This window comes from Alkalihalophilus lindianensis (genome assembly GCF_032843265.1).
Classification (GTDB): Bacteria; Bacillota; Bacilli; order Bacillales; family Bacillaceae_D; genus Alkalihalophilus; species Alkalihalophilus lindianensis.
On record NZ_JAWJBA010000003.1, the window covers coordinates 437,390 to 457,773 of the forward strand.

Here is a 20,384-nt window from a genome sequence, read left to right on the forward strand (position 1 = left end):
GGAGGTCTTTATGAGCGTAAAAGACATTGTCTCAGTATCGCAGTTAACTCGATATATAAAAGGATTAATGGAACATGATCACATTTTGACGGATGTGTGGATTCGTGGTGAGATATCTAATTTTAAATTACATAGTCGCGGCCATATGTATTTCACTGTTAAAGATGCGCAATCACGAATTCAAGGAGTCATGTTTGCTGGTCATAATCGTTATTTGGCTTTTAAACCTGAAAATGGAATGAAGGTTCTAATACGTGGTGAGATCAATGTATACGAGCCTTATGGTCAATACCAACTTTATGCTAAAGAGATGCAGCCAGATGGTATCGGAAGTTTATTTTTAGCCTATGAAAAATTAAAGAAGAACTTGGAAGCTGAAGGTTTATTTCAAGAAGAGCGGAAAAAGCTGATTCCACGTTTCCCTAAAAAAATCGCCATTGTAACCTCTCCAACAGGGGCTGCGATCCGTGATATGTTAGCAACTGTTAAGCGAAGATATCCTCTAGTACAAATTACCCTTCTGCCAGTGCTAGTCCAAGGGGAAGACGCTCCAGCATCCATTGTTCATGCCATTAACCAGGCAAATGCAATTAATCAGTTTGATACTTTAATTGTTGGTCGAGGCGGAGGGTCTATTGAAGAGTTATGGGCATTTAATGATGAAGCTGTTGCTAGGAGTATTGCTCAATCAACCGTTCCAGTCATTTCAGCTGTAGGACATGAAACGGATTTCACAATAAGTGATTTTGTAGCTGATCTTAGAGCACCTACCCCAACAGGAGCGGCAGAATTAGCTGTACCGGATGTAGGAGAATTACTTCAAACAAAACAAGCGTTACATAACCGTCTCACTCGTCAAATGAAGCAGCAGGTAAATGATTATCATTTACAGCTTACCCGACTCAATCGTTCATATGCCTTTCGGTATCCAGGCCAACTTATTAGGCAGAAAGAACAAGAGCTTGATACACAATTAGAGAGATTACGGAGAAGTGCAGATAGGCTAGTTACCGATAAGATGAAAAAGCATCAACAACTTGCAAAAGACTTAAAGAGGCTTCACCCTAAGCAACAACTCAACCAGGCAAAAGAGACTCTTGAGGATAAAAAGTTGCGTCTGAAGCGAGTGGTCATGCAACAGCTTTCTTCAAAAGAGCAACGCTTTAAACATGTACTTAGTGAGTTGAATTTAGTTAGCCCACTAAGAATTATGGAACGTGGTTATAGTCTAACGTACCAAGAAGGTAGTAGAGAGTTAGTGAAATCTACAAAACAAGTAGAAGTAGGGTCGAATGTGGAAGTGCGGGTGACAGACGGCATTATTTTTTGTCAGGTTGAAGATAAAAAGTCAAATCAAGATTCGTAGAGCAGAGTTTGTGAAATGGAGGAGTTAAAATGGCAAAATCAACAGAAAAGAAAGTAGATGAACTTAGCTTTGAAGACGCAATGGAGCAGCTAGAAGTAATTGTAGAAAAGCTTGAACAAGGAGATGTACCCCTTGAAGAAGCAATCTCAATGTTTCAAGATGGCATGCAACTTTCAAAAGACTGTCATAACAAATTGACGAGTGTTGAAAAGCAAATGGATCAAATTCTTCATGCAGATGGTGAACTTGAGGAGACTGATTTTCAGGAGGAGGAAGAGTGAACGAACAATTAAAACAGTTAGTTACTGAATACAAACAGTTAATTGACACAAAGCTTCCTTTTCATATCGAAAATTTAAAGACTCCCGATACATTAAAGCAAGCGATGATTTATTCATTAAATGCTGGCGGGAAGCGAATTCGACCAGTTCTATTACTAGCTACGTTAGATGGGTATAATAAGCCTGTAGAAGATGGCCTTGACTTAGCATGTGCGATTGAAATGATCCACACATACTCTCTTATTCATGATGACTTACCTGCAATGGATGATGATGATACTAGAAGAGGACAACCTACAAATCATAAAGTTTTTGGTGAGGCGATGGCTATATTAGCCGGAGATGCCCTACTTACATATAGTTTTGAATTAATAACTAAAATGAATTGTGCACCAAGTGAGCCTTCAAAAGCCCTTACTCTGATTAGAGAACTTGCTCATGCAAGCGGACCAGAAGGTATGGTGGGTGGTCAAGTTGCAGATATGGAAGGCGAAAATCGTATGTTAAGTGTTGAAGAGCTTGCAGCCATCCATCATCATAAAACAGGTGACTTGCTTGCTTACTCTATTTTAGCAGGCGCTATTTTAGCAGATGCAAGTGCAGAGGACTTAGAAAATTTAAGGAAATTTGCGATTGAGTTAGGTTTATTATTCCAAATCAAAGATGATATTCTCGACGTTGAGGGAGAAGCAGAAAAAATTGGTAAGCCTGTAGGAAGTGATGATGGCAATAATAAAAGCACATATCCTAGTTTACTTGGGCTAGATGGGGCAAAAAAAATGCTTGACGTGCATACTATAAAAGCAAAAGAATATCTTAGTAATGTAACCATGAATAAAGAAAAGCTTCTTGCTTTAACGGATTATGTCATCAGTCGAGACCATTAACTGGAAAGGTCCGGACTTCTTTTCCATTGAGCTTCTTATCTAGTACATGTTATAATGATGAATACCGAGAGTGGTGCAGTATTCTAGTCAGTCCTCCATACTTGAAGGCGGGGCTAAAAATCCGCCAAAGGGCACATCGATGAAGCTCCTTGTCTTGGCTTGAGGCGCCCAGCTTTGGGTCTTGATTGGGAGAAAAGGTAGTAGGGCGATCCACAAAGGCATGTGGGCGATGACCCTCCTACTGTGGAGGCCTTTTGTTCATGCCATGTTAGAACATGGTTTTAAGAGCAAAAGGTATGAACCTGCATAGGCAAACTAGGGAGTTTGTCTGCAGCGTAGCCTGCCTTGAGTGGAGTCAGAGGGGATTATGGATATGTGTTCTCTTCATTGTCGGCCAACAATGAGGAGTTCTTACCATATGAAATCTGCTCTGCAAAAGAGGATAAAAGAATGGCTCGGGACTGTTGAGGAAATCTCCTAGACTGTTCGATAGACATTTAAAGAGGATTACAGTGTAGACTAAGTGGTAATCTAGTCTGGCGTTTGGTGACAGCGCTAAATTCAGCATAATGGGAAACCACCATTGCGGCGACGCGTGGGGCTGAGTTGGGAAATCCTACTAGACCTAAGCTACAGAGTTTACTCTTTAAATGACCACTCCATTATTATATGTTAGATACATAACTGAGTATAAAGGTGATACAGATACGAATATGAAACCTCTATTGAAATCGATACATTGGAGTTTGGGAATTGCCGTTATCACACTAGTGTTAGCGGCTATTTTTTCAGTTATATCCACGTTTGTTTTGAGTGGAGTAACTTGGGCTGTAGGAATGATCATTGTTCTTATTATTGTCTTTTTTGGGGTGTTTTTTGATACAATCGGTGTAGCAGCGACAGCTGCAAGTGAAAAGCCCTTTCATGCAATGGCATCAGAGAGATTAAATGGTGCAAAGCAAGCAGTCCTCATTACACGGAATGCAGATAAATTCGCCAACTTCTGTAATGATGTAATTGGTGATATTTCTGGTATTATAAGTGGTACAGCATCGGCGTATGTCGTGCTGCAATTGTCTATTCAATTAGGGTATGGTGAAACCTCAATCCAACAATTTTGGGTTTCCGTCTTATTTACAAGTGTTATAGCAGCTTTGACGGTAGGTGGAAAAGCCATAGGCAAAACGATTGCTATCCATTATGCAACCCCGATCATTTACCAAGTAGGTAGATTGTTGTACCTTTTAGAGGTAAAATTAAATATAAAAGTTTTTCAAAGCAATGGAAAAAAACAAAAAAAAGACAAAATGACACGAAAGTGAGGGTTTCTGCATGAAGCTAGAAGAATTTAAAAACCCGAGCGTATTAAAAAATTACTCAAAACAAGATATGGCTGATTTAGCAGAAGATATTAGAAGCTTTTTAATTGAAAAGCTTTCAGTAACTGGTGGACATCTAGGTCCTAATTTAGGCGTGGTTGAATTGACATTAGCGCTTCATCAGCTATTTGAAAGTCCTAAAGACAAGTTTTTATGGGATGTAGGGCATCAAGCATACGTTCATAAGATCTTAACTGGACGAGCAGATCAATTTGATCAATTAAGACAGTATAAAGGTTTATGTGGGTTTCCAAAACGTAATGAAAGTGAGCATGATGTCTGGGAAACTGGTCATAGCTCAACATCTTTATCTGCTGCAATGGGTATGGCTGTAGCTCGTGATCTTAAGGGAACCGATGAAAACGTTGTCGCAATTATTGGGGATGGTGCCTTAACGGGTGGTATGGCTCTTGAAGCGTTAAATCACATCGGTCATGAACAAAAAGATTTAATCGTCGTGTTAAATGACAATGAAATGTCGATTGCACCAAATGTAGGGGCTCTTCATAGTGTACTTGGACGATTAAGAACAGCAGGAAAGTACAAAAAAGCTAAAGAAGAGTTAGAACAATTAATCAAAAAAATCCCAGCTTTTGGTGGAAAAATTGCAACGACTGCTGAGCGTGTTAAGGATAGCTTAAAATACTTACTAGTCTCAGGTATTTTCTTTGAAGAAATGGGCTTTACATATTTAGGTCCTGTTGATGGTCACGATTTAGATGACCTTAAAGAGAACTTATTATATGCCAAGAAAACAAAAGGCCCTGTATTGATTCACGTTCTAACGAAAAAAGGAAAAGGCTACGAGCCAGCTGAAAATGATGAAAAAGGAACATGGCATGGTTTAGGACCTTATAAAATTGAATCAGGTGAAGTAGTGAAAAAGCCAGGGCCTCCAAGTTATAGTGGTGTCTTTGCTGAAACTCTTAAAAAAGTAGCTAGAGATGATAAGCGCATTGTGGCAATCACAGCAGCCATGCCAGGCGGTACAAAACTTGATGTGTTTGCTAAAGAGTTCCCTGATCGCATGATTGATGTTGGAATTGCTGAACAACATGCAACGACGATGGCTGCTGGTCTTGCCACTCAAGGGATGAAGCCTGTGTTTGCAGTCTACTCAACATTTTTGCAGCGTGGATATGATCAAATTGTTCATGATGTATGTCGTCAAAACTTAAATGTGTTATTTGCGATTGATCGAGCTGGACTAGTTGGTGCTGACGGAGAGACACACCAAGGGGTTTTTGATATTGCTTATCTACGACATTTACCAAATATGAAGATCTTAATGCCAAAAGATGAAAATGAATTACAGCATATGATTTATACAGCCACTCAATACAATGACGGTCCTATTGCGGTACGCTACCCTAGAGGAAATGGGTACGGTATAAAAATGGACGAGACATTAAAGGTACTACCTATTGGTAAGTGGGAAACACTTCACGAGGGAAGTGAAGCCTGTATCTTATCATTTGGTACAATGCTACCAGTTGCACAAGAAGCAGCAGATCAATTAGCATCTCAGGGAATTTCAATTAAACTTGTGAATGCAAACTCAGCAAAACCGTTAGATGAAGAATTGCTTCATGAAATAGCAAAAGCAAATATGCCAGTTCTTACACTAGAAGAAGCATGTGTACAAGGCGGATTTGGAAGTGCTGTACTTGAGTTCTTCCATGATCACAAGTACCATTCTATGCAAGTAAAGCGTATGGGAATTCCTGATGAATTTATTGAGCATGGCAGTGTAGGGCAATTATTAGAGGAAGTTGGTTTAACTAGTGCTGGAGTTGTTGAACAACTAACGACTATGTTGCCAAGAAAACGACAAAGGGCGTAAGACGAATGGCAAAAAAAGAACGTGTAGATGTTCTCCTGGTAGAGAGAGGTTTACTTGAGACTCGTGAAAAGGCAAAGCGATCGATTATGGCAGGTCTTGTCTTTACAGGAACAGAACGGATTGATAAAGCTGGGTTGAAAATCGATTCAGAGGCTCCATTAGAAGTAAAAGGAGTGGTGATCCCCTATGTAAGTCGAGGTGGATTGAAACTTGAAAAGGCCATTAAAGTTTTTAATTTAGACTTAAAAGACAAAGTGGTTCTAGATATTGGTGCCTCTACGGGTGGATTTACAGATTGCTCTTTGCAAAATGGTGCAAAGAAAGTATATGCGCTGGATGTAGGTTATAATCAATTAGCTTGGAAGATCCGTCAAGATGAGCGTGTGATTGTAATGGAACGTACAAACTTTAGGTATGTAAAACCTGAAGATTTAACAGAAGGTCTTCCTCAGTTTGCTACCATCGATGTATCGTTTATCTCGTTAAAAATCATTTTACCTGTGTTGAAAACGATGTTAATGCGTGGAGGAGAAGTAGTTGCTCTTGTAAAACCGCAGTTTGAAGCAGGGCGCGAGCAAGTAGGGAAAAAAGGGATTGTACGTGAGCCTTCTATCCATAAAGAAGTGCTAACAAAAATGACTTCATTTGTACAAGCAGAAGGATATAACATCGAAGGAATTGACTTTTCTCCCATTCGAGGGGGAGAGGGCAATATCGAATTTTTAATGCATTTAAGTTATGAATCAGATTCTTCAAGCCCATTGAGTCATTTACCTGAAGCAATTGATGAAATCGTCAAACGAGCTCACGAGCAATAAAAGCTATCCAAGAAAAAGAAGGGAGATATTCCTTCTTTTTCTTTTGATTAAAGCGTTAAATATCAGGAAATTAAGGGTACTAGTTGTATAATCATTCAAAGTTGTGGATAATGAAGATAAACGGATAGAAATAGGTGGTAACGATGAATAAAGGGCAACGTCATATTAAGATTCGCGAGATCATAGCGAATCATGAAATTGAAACTCAAGATGATTTAGTTGAACAACTTAGGGCAGAAGGATATTCCATCACTCAAGCAACAGTTTCAAGAGATATAAAAGAATTGCATTTAGTGAAGGTTCCTATGCTTGATGGGCGTTATAAATACAGTTTACCTGCAGATCAACGATTTAACCCCTTACAAAAGTTGAAAAGAGCATTAATGGATAGTTTTGTCAGCATTGATCGTGCAGATAATATGATTGTTATGAAAACTCTTCCCGGAAATGCAAATGCGATTGGTGCTCTAATTGATAATTTAGATTGGACTGAGATCATGGGGACCATTTGTGGCGATGATACAATCTTAATTATTTGTAAGCATAAAGAAGAGGGACCGGCAGTAACAGAGCGATTTTTAGAGATGTTGTAAAGGTGGGTGGTGTGAGATGTTAATTGAATTATCAATCAAACATTTTGCAATCATTGATGAATTAACAATTCCCTTTGAAAAAGGCTTAACTGTATTGACCGGTGAGACGGGAGCTGGAAAGTCAATCATCATTGATGCAATTGGGTTATTACTTGGAGGTCGCGGCTCAGCGGAATTTGTTCGTCATGGAGAAAAGCGAGCAGAGATTGAAGGGCTTTTCAGTATTGAAAGAAGTCATCCTATTGTAAAAAAAGCAATAGAATTAGGTATTGACGTTCAAGATGACATGTTTGTACTCCGGCGTGATATTACAGCTCAGGGTAAGAGTATCTGTAGGGTGAACGGAAAATTGGTTACACTTGGTATATTAAGAGAAATAGGTAGTGCTCTTGTTGATATTCATGGACAACATGAACATCAAGCTCTTCTTCAAGCTGAGCACCATCTGGGCATGCTCGATAGTTATGCGAAAGATCCGTTAGGAAATACAATGACGGAATATAAGCAGCTGTATGAGCGGGCTAATCAATTAGAAAAGCAAGTTAAACACCTAAGCCATAATGAACAAGAGATGGCACAAAGAATTGATTTGCTTACATATCAATTAAATGAAATTAATGAAGCTAAACTTGAACCTGATGAGGATCGTTCTTTAGCAGAGGAACGATTTAAGCTAGCTAATAGTGAAAAGCTTTTTCAATCACTAAAGGATAGTTATGCCAATTTATATGGGGATGGCAAAGGATTAGATTATTTAATGAATGCGATGATACATCTTGAAGAAGCTGCATCTGTTGATAAAAACTTACAATCCTTACATGAATCGATAAGTAGCTGTTATTACGTAATTGAAGAATCTACATATGCGATTCGTGATCAAGTGGATAGCGTTGAATTTGATCCAAACCGTCTAGATTTTATTGAAGCTCGTTTAAACGACATTCAACTTTTAAAGAGAAAATACGGTGAAGATGTTGAAGAAATATTAGAGTATGCATCTAAGATCGAAGAGGAGCTTGATACCATCCTTCATAAAGATGATCGAGTCCTACAATTACAAAAAGAACTTGATATGGCATGGCGTGATCTATATGTAGAAGCTAAAGCTATTACGAATATACGAAAGAAAGCTGCAGAAAAGCTGACAAAAGCCATTCATAAGGAACTAAAAGCGTTGTATATGGAAAAAACAGTGATGGAAATTCGAATAGAAGATCGCACGCCTACTAAAAATAGCCCGATGATTGATGGCAAGTCAGTCTCGTTTGGCCTCGATGGAATCGATCAAGTTGAATTTTACATCTCCACAAACCCTGGCGAGCCTATGAAGCCACTTTCAAAAACAGCTTCTGGAGGAGAAGTTTCAAGAATTATGCTTGCTCTAAAGTCTATTTTTCAAAGTCATCAACAAATTACTTCTGTTATTTTTGATGAAGTGGATACAGGGGTTAGTGGGCGAGTCGCACAAGCAATTGCAGAACGAATTCACTCAATTGCAGTAGGATCTCAAGTTCTTTGTATTACACACCTACCTCAAGTAGCAGCCATGGCAGATACTCATTTATACATTGCTAAATTTGAAAAAAGTGATCGTGTTAAAACGTCTGTAACTCCACTTGAAGTCAATCAAAAAGTGGATGAATTAGCTCGGATGATATCAGGCGTTGAGGTGACTGATTTAACAAAACAACATGCAAAAGAGTTACTTGAACTTGCAGAACAACTAAAGGAACCAGTATAACAATTATGTCTTGAAAAGCTAGCCAATTGAGGGTAGCTTTTTTCTTTTGCGAGCTGTTATAAATGTTCTTCTAGAAGGCAACATTAGTAATACAGCCATCATGGAGGTGTGGGCTAGAGCTAGGAGAGTGAAGTGAGTGAGAGGCGATGCAGTAAGAAAAATGATTGGAATAGGATGTCTTCTGTTTCTTCTTAGCTTGGGTTTTCAAACAGCTCTAAAGGAGTGGATTGCAATTCCAACATCCATTACCGTATTTGAAGGAGAAGAAACAACACTTTATCAGACAAGTCAATTTAAGGGTGCAGTACCTGTAATGAGTAACCAACCAAATGTAGCATTTTCATTGAAAAATGAAGATCAAGGAAATGAAGTAACTATAACCGGAAATGAAGGCGGGCAAACGGAGCTTAGCATGGAAGTTGCCGGGTTTCCTGTAAAGCACATCGATGTTAATGTACTTCCAAAAATTGAAGTTATACCTGGTGGACAGTCAATAGGGGTAAAACTGAATACTGAGGGAGTCCTTGTAGTTGGACATCATTTAGTTCAAACAAAAGATGGCGATGAATCACCTGGGGAAGATGCGGATATTTTAGTCGGTGATATGATTACCCGCATTGATGGTCATGATATACAACGTATGAGTCAAGTGGCTGAATATGTACAAGCTGCGGGTGAGGAAGAGCGGGCTCTAACGATAACAATAAAACGTGACCAACAAAGTTTTACAAAGGAATTAACACCTCTAAAAGCACAAGGGGAACATTCGTATCGGATGGGATTATATATAAGAGATTCAGCAGCAGGAGTTGGGACATTGACTTTTTATGATCCGATTTCCAAAAAATATGGTGCGCTAGGTCATGTTATCTCAGATGTTGACACTAAAAAACCAATCGTAGTTCACGATGGTCAAATTATACGATCTTCTGTAACAGCTATTGAAAAAGGTAGTAATGGGGATCCTGGTGAGAAGCTTGCGAATTTTTCGCAACAACGCGATATTCTAGGCTCAATTGAAAAAAATAGTCCTTTTGGAATTTTTGGGACACTAGCTAAAGATTCGATCAAGAATAATATTCATGATGAAGAAATGCCAGTTACCCTATCGAGTCATGTGAAAGAAGGTCCGGCGAAAATTCTAACCGTAGTAAATGGTGAGGGTGTAGAAGAATTTGACATTGAAATTGTCAGTTCAGTGCCACAAAAACAACCAGCTACAAAAGGAATGGTTATAAAAGTAACTGACCCTAAATTATTAGAAGCAACAGGAGGCATTGTTCAAGGAATGAGTGGAAGTCCTATTATTCAAAATGGAAAACTAATTGGGGCTGTGACTCATGTTTTTGTCAATGACCCTACGAGTGGATATGGTTGTCATATTGGGTGGATGCTGCAAGAAGCTGGAGTCTTAGATCAAATTCAACAAAAAGCCAAAGCGAGTTAACATTCGTTTTGGCTTTTACTAATTACCTTTTTTCTAGAAAATATGGGGGACTTTATTAGCAAGGTATGATAAGCTGATTATAGAAATAAAGATTATTCGACATTTGAAGAAGTAGTAACTGATTAATTATCGAATATGGTCGAAAATAGGAGCAAAACTTAGCAAAACTAAGTAAAACAGAAAAGAACGATAATTTCACAAAAAATAAAAAGGATTATCACACTCGTTGTCGAAAATGTAACTATGACAACATTACAGGAATCAAGGAGGTTGTATTGTGCAAAAAATTAAAGTGTGTATTGCTGATGATAATCGGGAGCTAGTACATTTATTAAATGAATATATTTCATCTCAAGAAGATATGGAAGTGGCTGGTGTTGCTTTCAATGGACAAGAATGTCTATCTTTGGTCGAAGAAGAACAACCAGATGTGTTGGTATTAGATATTATTATGCCCCATCTAGATGGATTAGCAGTGCTTGAGCGCATGCAACAAGCCGGGTTACGAAAAAAACCGAATATCATTATGCTGACGGCATTTGGACAAGAAGATGTAACGAAAAAAGCGGTGGATCTTGGGGCTTCATACTACGTCCTTAAACCATTTGACATGGAAGTGTTAATTTCAAACATCCGTGATATTGGTGGAACGAAGCGTTCATTTGTTCAAAAGTCATCGAGCTCTTTTTCTTTTGCACAATCTAATCATGCAGATAGAGGTTTTAACCTTGATGCGAGTATTACAAATATTATCCATGAAATTGGTGTGCCTGCGCATATTAAAGGGTACATGTATCTCCGCGAAGCGATTACGATGGTATACAATGACATTGAGCTACTAGGATCAATTACAAAAGTACTCTATCCAGATATTGCGAAGAAGTTCAATACGACAGCTAGTCGAGTTGAACGTGCCATTCGTCACGCTATCGAAGTAGCTTGGAGTCGCGGGAACATTGAATCGATCTCGAGCTTGTTCGGATACACGGTCAGTCATACGAAGGCAAAACCTACAAACAGTGAGTTTATCGCAATGGTTGCTGATAAACTACGCATTGAACATAAGGTGTCTTGAAAAAGTAAGAATCAAGGACCTAGCAAATAACCGTAGCCTGCACTTGCAGGCTACGGTTTATTGTGTTTTCTGCTGGTATTTTTTCTAGAAATGCTCATACTAAGACAAACGTATGAGAGAGGGTTATGTGATGAGTAAAGTAATAATGGGACAGATTTATGAGCATAAACAAACTAAAAAATTAATTCATCATATTCCAAAGGGAGCAATTGCCTTTGTTTGGCATGAAGACCTCGATTGTGTCTCGGTAAATGGTTTAATTGATTGCGGAGTTAAAGCTGTTGTTAACGGATCTACCTCAATGACCGGAAGGTATAACCATTCAAACGTTCTTACCTTGCTTGAGGCGGGTATTTCTGTATTCGATGTTGTGAATTTAAAAGCTAAAGATGAAATTCTTGAGGGTGAAGAGGTTCTGATCATTGAAAATACACTTTATATAAAAAAAGAAGGTGAATTTTGTGAGTTAGCTATGATAGCTCCTTATGATGAGGAGGTTATTTTTCAATTAAAAGGGTTAGCCCGTGCTTCATATGCTCAACGCTTTGATGATTTTCTATCGAATACCATTCAATATGCCAAAAAAGAACAAATGAAATTTATCCATAACCCCACCTTACCGAATGAGTTTGAACAATTGAATGAAAAAGAAGTAGTAATTGTCGCAAGGGGTGGCAATTATGAAAAGGATTTAGCGTATTTAAAGAAATCATTTGTAAAACAGAAGTTAATCATTTTAGCTGTTGATGGGGCAGCTGATGGCTTGTTGAAGATGGGTATGAAACCAGACTTTATTATCGGAGACATGGATTCAGTTAGTGAAGAATCATTAATGTGTGGCGCGATATTAATATGTCATCAGTATCAAGATGGTCGCTCACCTGCAAGTGAAAGAGTAGAGAGCTTAGGTTTGCCGTTTCAACTTGTTTCTTTAATCGGTACTAGTGAGGACATGGCCATTCAAGCGGCCTTTTGGTCAAGGGCGAAACATATTTATTTGGTAGGATGTCGCTTCGGGATGAAAGACTTTCTTGAAAAAGGAAGAGATGGAATGGCATCTAGCGTATTAACACGTATTCAAGCAGGCGATTGTTTGACCGATTTAAAAGGGATTCATAAGCTCAAACAAAATCGAACATTTGCATCACCTAGATGGCTAAAAGAAACTGAGCAATCACTGAATGAAGTAATTGGAAAAGTATTGATTGAAGGAAAAGGATGGCTACGGAAAAAAGGAGCCTTACGACATGAATGATGTTTCAGTTATTATTCCTGCCTATAACGAGGAGGCAAGAATTGAACATACAATCAAAGCGATTCGTCGTATACCAGGAATACATGAAGTGATTGTCGTTAACGATGGGAGCGTTGATGGGACGAGTAGGATTGCTCATCTCTATGCAGATGTTACCATCGATATAGAAAAAAATGTTGGTAAGGGGAATGCGCTTTTAGTAGGATGGAGAATGGCTCAAGGTGAGTTGATCGCATGCGTAGATGCAGACCTAGAGGAAACCGCTAGTGAGTTAGAGAAGTTGATTGTTCCAATTAGAGAAAACCGAGCAGACCTAGCTATATCTACGATTAAAACAGGTGAAAAAGCAGGATTTGGCCTCGTGAAAAGGCGTGCACAAGCGATTGTTTATAAATATACGGGAATGAATGTTATCTCCCCATTATCAGGACAAAGGGTATTTCGTCGTAAATGGTTAACTCTTCTGCTAGAACAAGAGTATAGAGGGTTTGGAGTAGAAATTAAAATGACAGTGGATTTTATATTAGCAGGAGCAAAAATAATCGAGGTGGAAACATGTATGGCTCATCGAGAAATGGGAAAATCATTTGCCGGATTTTATCATCGATTCAAGCAATGGGTTGATATTGAGCGACATATGAAAGTGGTGCGAAAATGATTGTCTTATTACTTACCATTCCTCTTATCGCTTATATCAGTATGATTGCCTTTCGCACATTAGGATGGACGGTTATTAATTATGAAGGTTACTCCGTTCCTTATAGTCTAGGTTCAGTCATTTTGTACGGATATGCCACTTTTAGTGTGATCGTGCCAAGTGAAATGTCTTATATTGCTTTTTCATATCCTGCTCTTATGTATGTAGTTGGAATCTGGATACTTGGGTTCATAGATGATCGATACGGGTCAAAGGAGCCTAAAGGTCTAAAGGGGCACCTCTATTTTTTCTGGAAAAAACGACTCCCAACTACCGGTCTAATAAAATTACTAGGTACATTTACTCTAGCACTACTTTTTGTCTATTACCTACAAGTAACTTCTTTATATGAAGCTGTCCGCTATTTCTTGTTATTAAGCTGGATGCCTCATATGATGAATTTATTCGATACAAGGCCACTTAGGGTGTGGAAGTTGTCAACTTTGATTATTGTCCCGATGTTATTAAGTTATCCTGCTCCTGCTTTCTTTCTACTCATATACGGGCTTGCAATTTATTATTTGTTATTTGTCCTTGAAGGTCATCGTCAAGCACTACTGGGTGATAATGGATCGACCACAATGGGTGCTATTATTGCTTTGATGTTCATTCAATTTTCTCCCCCTTCTGTTCAGTGGGTTGTCCTATTCTTTGTGGGGCTAATGATTTTTATTGCAGAAAGAATTTCATTTTCAAAAGTAATTAGTGAATCTGGGTTTCTACGGTGGATAGATGGCATTGGTGTCCCCTACCAACAAAAATAGACGAGAAAACCTTATTTCTTAAGGCTTTCTCGTCTTTTTTTAAATCGTGGAGCAATTTTCCCGTTTTTCTTATCTCTATAAAAGATAAAGCCGCCAATAAAGCTTAATCCAGCTAAAAATAAGATGAACCCGACAATAAATTGAATCGATAAATTCGGATAAGGTGTATTAACCAAAGTAAATATGGTATCTCGCATAAGTTTAATGCCATAACCAGCAATAACGGCTGGAATGACCATTATCATTAAAGCAATAAATCGTCCCATCATCAATCCTCTTTCATTAGTCTGCCTCTGTTTATCTAATAGTAACGGAAAATGGGCTTCTTGTACATGATGGAGGTTGCATGTTCTTCACTTTTACGTAATAGTGGATAATAGAGAAAACGTTTTAATTAATATATTTTTATACGCACGACTGTCTTAGAATGAGGAGGGGTTGTATGAAAAACGTACTTCTTATCGGTGCAGGAAGAGGAGGCACAGCTCTTTTACACATGCTTTTAGAGATGGAACATATCGAAGTGTTAGCTGTTGTAGATATAGATCTTCATGCTTTAGGAATAGAAGTAGCGAAAAAGCATCAGATTAAAACAAGTCATAATTGGTTAGATCATTACACAGAGGAAATCGATATTGTATTCGAAGCAACGGGTCGAAATGATGTGTTGCAATCTTTAAGAGAGCATGTAAAGGAAGGCACGACGATTGTTCCTTCACGCATAGCAAGATTATTTTTTACTTTACTTGAAGAAAAAGATTTCTTGATCCAAAAGTTGAATCAACAGTCTTCTATTCAAGAAACGATATTGAATTCGACACATGACGGAATGATTGCTGTAAATGCAGAGTCACAAGTTTTGTTTTTTAATCAAGCAGCCTCTAAGATGTCTGGCATTCAATCAGAAGATGCAATAGGGGTTCATATCCAAGAAGTACTTCCAAGTAGTGGGTTACCAAGAGTAATAAAAAGTAAAAGAGAAGAACATAATCGTACGCAACGTTTTGAGAACGGTACCACAATCTTAACTACCCGTGTGCCGATGTTTGAAGAGGATCGTTGTATTGGTGGGCTTGCGATATTTAAAGATGTCACTGAAATCGTTGAAATGGCTGAGCAAGTGACCAATCTAAAAAGTATTCAAACGATGCTTGAAGCCATCATTCATTCATCAGATGATGCGATTTCGGTTGTAGATGAACATGGAAATGGGATCATGATCAATCCCGCATATTCCCGTTTAACCGGACTTAAAAAAGAAGAAGTGATTAATCAACCAGCCACTGCTGACATCTCAGAAGGAGAGAGCATGCACTTGCGTGTATTAGAAACGAGAAAGGCTGTTCGTGGTGTTCCGCTTAAGGTTGGTCCAAATAAAAGAGATGTCATTGTGAATGTTGCCCCTGTGATTGTGGATGGTGAAATTAAAGGCAGTGTGGGTGTGCTTCACGATGTATCAGAGATAAAGTCGTTAAATCGTGAACTAAAGCGTGCTAAACGATTATTAGAATCACTTAAGGCAAAGTATTCATTCGATGAAATCGTGGGGTCCTCATCAGAAATGCAAGTGGCGATTGAACAAGCAAAAATTGCTGCTTCAACTCCAGTAACCATTCTTTTACGTGGTGAGTCTGGAACGGGTAAAGAGCTATTTGCACATGCAATACATAATGAAAGTAACCGAAGAAGCTTCCCTTTTATTCGGGTTAATTGTGCTGCATTATCAGAAACTTTATTGGAAAGTGAATTGTTTGGGTATGAAGAAGGTGCTTTCTCAGGAGCCCGTCGTGGAGGAAAGAAAGGATTGTTTGAAGATGCGGAACAAGGAAGTATTTTCTTAGATGAGATAGGAGAACTTTCAAGCAATATGCAAGCAAAACTTCTTCGTGTCCTTCAAGAAAAAGAAATTGTAAGAGTTGGCGGAACAAAGGCGATTTCAATCGATGTAAGAGTAATCGCAGCAACAAATGTTCATCTTGAGCGAGCCATTGTAAAAAAAGAGTTTCGTGAAGATCTATACTATCGACTTAATAAAATGCCCATCTATATCCCGCCGCTAAGGGAGCGAGTAAATGACCTCCATCAATTGACTCAGCATCTCCTTACTAAATTGAATCAAGATTACGGGCGCTATGTTCACGAACTTACCAATGAAGCTCTTCACTATTTAAAGGCTTATCATTGGCCAGGAAATGTGCGAGAGCTTGAGAATGTACTGGCTCGAGCGATGATTTATATGGAAGCTGGGGCTACAAAGATTACCAAGCAACATTTACCTATATTAAACGAAAAAGTACAATTACCCTCTCCAAATGAGAGAATGGTGAAGGTTGATGAAAATAAAACGTTACAAGAAATGATGGAAGAGTATGAGAGAAACGTTCTCAAACAAACCATTGAACAATGTGGAGGAAATAAAACTGCAGCTGCTAAGCGATTAAATATATCGATACGCTCTTTGTATTATAAATTGGATAAAGCTAATATTGATTAATATTGCATGCAAATAATTGCGTGGTATGATAAAATTTGCATGGTTGGCTAAATGTGAAAGCTGTAAAGTGAAGAATAATCAACCAAAAATAGCTGTATTAGGTTGGCACAGTTTTTGCAATACTAATATGTAGTATGAACAAATGAGGTTTCATTTGTATTTGAGGAGGATGTAAGATGCAACTTTTTAAAGATATGGAATTTCACGACTATGAACAAGTCGTAGTATGTCAAGATAAATTATCAGGCCTAAAAGCCATTATAGCCATTCATGATACAACACTTGGACCAGCTCTAGGTGGAACTAGAATGTGGATGTATGACACAGAGGAAGATGCGTTTGAAGATGCACTACGACTAGCTCGTGGAATGACATATAAAAACGCTGCCGCTGGATTGAACCTTGGTGGTGGTAAAACGGTTATTATTGGAGATCCTCGTAAAGATAAGAATGAAGAAATGTTCCGTGCATTCGGGCGATATATTCAAGGATTAAATGGACGTTATATTACGGCAGAAGATGTTGGGACAACCGTTCAAGACATGGACATTATCCATGATGAAACGGATTATGTAACGGGCATCTCACCAGCATTCGGCTCTTCTGGTAACCCATCTCCTGTAACTGCATATGGCGTTTACGTTGGGATGAAAGCTGCTGCTAAAGAAGCATTTGGTTCAGATGACCTCTCAGGTAGAACAGTGGCTGTTCAAGGTGTCGGGAATGTTTCCTATAATCTTTGTAAACATCTTCACGAAGAAGGTGCAAACTTAATTGTGACAGATATTCATAAAGAGTCAGTTGATCGAGCTGTAAATGATTTTGGTGCAAAAGCAGTTGACGTAAATGATATTTACGGAGTAGAGTGTGATATTTTTGCACCATGTGCACTAGGTGCCATCATTAATGATCAAACGATTCCACAATTGAAAGCAAAAGTTATTGCTGGTGCTGCTAATAATCAACTGAAGGAAGAACGTCACGGAAACTTAATTCACGAAATGGGCATTGCTTATGCACCTGATTATGTAATCAATGCAGGTGGAGTTATTAATGTCGCTGATGAATTAAATGGATACAACCGTGAGCGTGCCATGAAAAAAGTAGAAGGTATTTACGAAAATGTAGCAAAAGTATTTGAGATTGCTAAACGTGATCACTTACCAACCTATAAAGCTGCTGATCGTATGGCTGAAGAAAGAATTGAACGTATGCGTCGTTCTCGTCGTCAATTCCTTCAAAATGGACATAGCATTATTTCACGTCGATAAAATTGAGTTTGAAATAAAGGAGTGAATAGGATGGCTGAAGAATATGATCTTGTCATACTAGGTGCAGGGACTGGCGGTTACGTCGCCGCCATCCGTGCTGCTCAACATGGCTTGAAAGTGGCTGTAGTTGAAAAAGAAAAGCTTGGTGGCACCTGCTTACATAAAGGATGTATCCCTAGTAAAGCATTACTTAGAAGCGCTGAAGTATATGAAACAGCCAAACGTTCAGATGACTTTGGTGTAGTAACAGGTGATGTATCACTTGATTTTTCTAAAGTACAAAAGCGTAAGGATTCGATTGTTGAGCAATTACATCGCGGAGTTCAACACTTAATGAAAAAAGGTAAAATTGATGTATTTGAGGGAACTGGCCGTATCTTAGGACCTTCCATCTTTTCACCAACTCCTGGAACCATTTCTGTTGAAATGAACAATGGGGATGAAAATTTGATGTTGATCCCACAAAACGTTATTGTGGCAACAGGTTCATCTCCTCGAACCTTACCAGGTCTTGAAGTGGATGGGAACTATGTATTAACATCTGATGAAGCTCTTCAACTAGAAAGCCTTCCCCAATCAATCATTATTGTTGGTGGTGGTGTAATTGGGATCGAGTGGGCTTCTATGTTGAATGATTTTGGTGTTGAAGTAACTGTCGTTGAATATAGTTCTACAATTCTTCCGACAGAAGATAAAGATATTTCAAAAGAAGCAACGAAAATATTAAAGAAAAATGGTATTAAAATCGTAACGGATGCTAAGGTGATGGCTGATACTTTAGAAAAAGGTGATAGCGTTTCCATTAAGGCTGAAATCGATGGGAAAGAAGAAACATTTACTGCGGAGAAATTACTTGTTTCTGTAGGTCGTTCTGCAAATGTGAAGGATATTGGACTTGAGAACACTGATATTATCGTTGAAAATGGTGTTATTGAGGTTAACAACTTTTATCAAACAAAAGAATCTCATATCTATGCAATTGGCGATGTAATTGGTGGTTTGCAACTAGCTCATGTTGCTTCTCATGAAGGAATTATAGCAGTTGACCATATGGCACGTAAGAATCCTGAGCCAATTGATTATGATACGGTTTCAAAATGCATTTACAGCCATCCAGAAATGGCGAGTGTTGGAATCACAGAAGATGAAGCGAAAAAGCGTGGTCACAACGTTAAAATTGGTAGCTTCCCATTTAAAGCGATTGGTAAAGCGCTTGTATTCGGTGAAACCGATGGATTTGTCAAAATTATTGTTGATGCAGATAATGATGACGTATTAGGAGTCCATATGATTGGACCGCATGTAACAGATATGATTTCAGAAGCTGCACTTGCAAAAGTACTTGATGCTGCTCACTTTGAGATCGCGCACACCATTCACCCTCACCCAACACTATCCGAAGTCATTGGTGAAGCTGCATTAGCAGTAGAAGGGAAAGCGATACATTCGTAATATACTTCGTTTAAAGGAGGAAATATAATGGCTGAAAATCGTCATCAATCATTAGGCCTTTCCGATGAAAAGGTGCTAGAAATGTATGAAACGATGTTACTTGCTCGTAAGATCGATGAGCGTATGTGGTTACTTAACCGTGCTGGAAAAATTCCTTTTGTAATTTCTTGTCAAGGACAAGAGGCTGCACAAGTAGGCGCTGCATTCGCCTTAGAAAGTGATAAAGATTACATCTTACCTTACTACCGTGATATGGGTGTGGTTTTAACCTTCGGAATGACGGCAAAAGACTTAATGCTCTCTGCTTTTGCAAAAGCTGAAGACCCTAACTCAGGTGGACGTCAAATGCCAGGACATTTCGGCCAAAAGAAAAACCGTATTGTTACAGGGTCATCTCCAGTTACGACTCAAGTTCCACATGCGGTCGGAATTGCACTTGCTGGAAAAATGCAAGGAGAGGATTTTGTAACCTTTACTACATTTGGTGAAGGTTCATCTAACCAAGGTGACTTCCACGAAGGTGCTAACTTTGCGGGGGTTCATAAATTGCCTGTCATTTTAATGTGTGAAAACAATAAATATGCGATTTCGGTTCCGATTGAAAAACAATTAGCTTGCGAGAAAGTATCTGATCGTGCAATCGGTTACGGTATGCCAGGGGTTACAGTAGATGGAAACGATCCACTAGCTGTTTATGCTGCAGTGAAAGAAGCTGCTGAGCGTGGACGTAATGGTGATGGTCCATCATTAATTGAAACGGTTTCGTATCGATTAACTCCGCATTCTAGTGATGACGATGATCGTGCATATCGTCCTCGTGAAGAAGTAGAAGAAGCGAAAAAGCTTGATTCCATTCTTACATTTGCACAATATTTACGTGAAGTAGGATTGCTGACAGATGAGTCTTATGAAGAGATGGAAAAACGAATTGCTAAAATTGTTAATGAAGCAACGGAATATGCTGAAAATGCACCATACGCTGATCCGGAAAGCGCAATGAATCACGTATACGCAGAATAGA

The 20,384-nt window shown here is 38.7% G+C and carries 18 protein-coding genes; 17 read left to right on the forward strand and 1 reads right to left on the reverse strand.

Going from position 1 to position 20,384, the window contains the following annotated elements; genetic code table 11:
- Positions 1 to 10 precede the first annotated feature (10 nt).
- From xseA to RYX56_RS12415, 13 genes are all read left to right on the forward strand, one after another.
- On the forward strand, positions 11 to 1,366 hold the full coding sequence (gene xseA / locus RYX56_RS12355; RefSeq protein ID WP_317122330.1) for an exodeoxyribonuclease VII large subunit: 1,356 nt from the start codon (positions 11 to 13) through the stop codon (positions 1,364 to 1,366).
- A 29-nt stretch (positions 1,367 to 1,395) separates the two neighbouring features.
- Positions 1,396 to 1,647, forward strand: coding sequence for an exodeoxyribonuclease VII small subunit (xseB, locus tag RYX56_RS12360; RefSeq protein ID WP_317122331.1), 252 nt, complete (start codon positions 1,396 to 1,398; stop codon positions 1,645 to 1,647).
- Entirely contained in the window at positions 1,644 to 2,534 is an 891-nt protein-coding gene (locus RYX56_RS12365) for a polyprenyl synthetase family protein (RefSeq protein ID WP_317122332.1), read from the forward strand. Before xseB ends, RYX56_RS12365 begins: the two co-directional genes overlap by 4 nt.
- Positions 2,535 to 3,247: 713 nt before the next feature.
- Positions 3,248 to 3,856 carry a hypothetical protein gene (locus RYX56_RS12370; RefSeq protein ID WP_317122397.1) on the forward strand — a complete coding sequence of 203 codons (609 nt, stop codon included), beginning with the start codon at positions 3,248 to 3,250 and terminating at the stop codon, positions 3,854 to 3,856.
- Positions 3,857 to 3,866: 10 nt separating this feature from the next.
- Positions 3,867 to 5,756: a 1-deoxy-D-xylulose-5-phosphate synthase gene (dxs, locus tag RYX56_RS12375; RefSeq protein ID WP_317122333.1), complete on the forward strand. Its 1,890-nt coding sequence runs from the start codon at positions 3,867 to 3,869 to the stop codon at positions 5,754 to 5,756.
- A gap of 5 nt (positions 5,757 to 5,761) precedes the next feature.
- Positions 5,762 to 6,574, forward strand: coding sequence for a TlyA family RNA methyltransferase (locus RYX56_RS12380; RefSeq protein WP_317122334.1), 813 nt, complete (start codon positions 5,762 to 5,764; stop codon positions 6,572 to 6,574).
- 143 nt (positions 6,575 to 6,717) lie between these two features.
- A complete protein-coding gene (ahrC, locus tag RYX56_RS12385) occupies positions 6,718 to 7,167 on the forward strand; it encodes a transcriptional regulator AhrC/ArgR (protein WP_317122335.1) in 450 nt (149 codons plus the stop codon).
- 16 nt (positions 7,168 to 7,183) lie between these two features.
- Positions 7,184 to 8,908, forward strand: a complete 1,725-nt coding sequence (gene recN, locus RYX56_RS12390) for a DNA repair protein RecN (protein ID WP_317122336.1) — start codon at positions 7,184 to 7,186, stop codon at positions 8,906 to 8,908.
- Between the two features lie 136 nt (positions 8,909 to 9,044).
- Positions 9,045 to 10,355 (forward strand): SpoIVB peptidase, encoded by a 1,311-nt coding sequence (gene spoIVB, locus RYX56_RS12395; RefSeq protein ID WP_317122337.1) that lies wholly within the window; start codon positions 9,045 to 9,047, stop codon positions 10,353 to 10,355.
- A gap of 277 nt (positions 10,356 to 10,632) precedes the next feature.
- Complete coding sequence (gene spo0A, locus RYX56_RS12400; protein WP_317122338.1) at positions 10,633 to 11,430, forward strand: sporulation transcription factor Spo0A; 798 nt, start codon at positions 10,633 to 10,635, stop codon at positions 11,428 to 11,430.
- A gap of 130 nt (positions 11,431 to 11,560) precedes the next feature.
- Complete coding sequence (gene steA / locus RYX56_RS12405; RefSeq protein WP_317122339.1) at positions 11,561 to 12,685, forward strand: putative cytokinetic ring protein SteA; 1,125 nt, start codon at positions 11,561 to 11,563, stop codon at positions 12,683 to 12,685.
- Entirely contained in the window at positions 12,678 to 13,343 is a 666-nt protein-coding gene (locus RYX56_RS12410; RefSeq protein ID WP_317122340.1) for a glycosyltransferase family 2 protein, read from the forward strand. Before steA ends, RYX56_RS12410 begins: the two co-directional genes overlap by 8 nt.
- Positions 13,340 to 14,146, forward strand: a complete 807-nt coding sequence (locus RYX56_RS12415; protein ID WP_317122341.1) for a M12A family metallopeptidase — start codon at positions 13,340 to 13,342, stop codon at positions 14,144 to 14,146. The genes RYX56_RS12410 and RYX56_RS12415 overlap by 4 nt, the downstream gene beginning before the upstream one ends.
- A gap of 11 nt (positions 14,147 to 14,157) precedes the next feature.
- Here the strand turns inward: RYX56_RS12415 and RYX56_RS12420 are convergent, their stop codons facing one another.
- A complete protein-coding gene (locus tag RYX56_RS12420) occupies positions 14,158 to 14,412 on the reverse strand; it encodes a DUF2627 domain-containing protein (RefSeq protein WP_317122398.1) in 255 nt (84 codons plus the stop codon).
- A gap of 176 nt (positions 14,413 to 14,588) precedes the next feature.
- Between RYX56_RS12420 and RYX56_RS12425 the strand changes: the two genes are divergently transcribed.
- The 4 genes from RYX56_RS12425 to RYX56_RS12440 all read left to right on the forward strand — a co-directional run bounded on the left by RYX56_RS12425 (position 14,589) and on the right by RYX56_RS12440 (position 20,383).
- A complete protein-coding gene (locus tag RYX56_RS12425) occupies positions 14,589 to 16,640 on the forward strand; it encodes a sigma 54-interacting transcriptional regulator (RefSeq protein ID WP_317122342.1) in 2,052 nt (683 codons plus the stop codon).
- A gap of 176 nt (positions 16,641 to 16,816) precedes the next feature.
- A complete protein-coding gene (gene bcd / locus RYX56_RS12430) occupies positions 16,817 to 17,911 on the forward strand; it encodes a branched-chain amino acid dehydrogenase (protein WP_317122343.1) in 1,095 nt (364 codons plus the stop codon).
- Between the two features lie 30 nt (positions 17,912 to 17,941).
- Entirely contained in the window at positions 17,942 to 19,363 is a 1,422-nt protein-coding gene (gene lpdA / locus RYX56_RS12435) for a dihydrolipoyl dehydrogenase (protein ID WP_317122344.1), read from the forward strand.
- Positions 19,364 to 19,390: 27 nt separating this feature from the next.
- Positions 19,391 to 20,383 carry a thiamine pyrophosphate-dependent dehydrogenase E1 component subunit alpha gene (locus tag RYX56_RS12440; RefSeq protein ID WP_317122345.1) on the forward strand — a complete coding sequence of 331 codons (993 nt, stop codon included), beginning with the start codon at positions 19,391 to 19,393 and terminating at the stop codon, positions 20,381 to 20,383.
- Position 20,384: the final 1 nt, after the last annotated feature.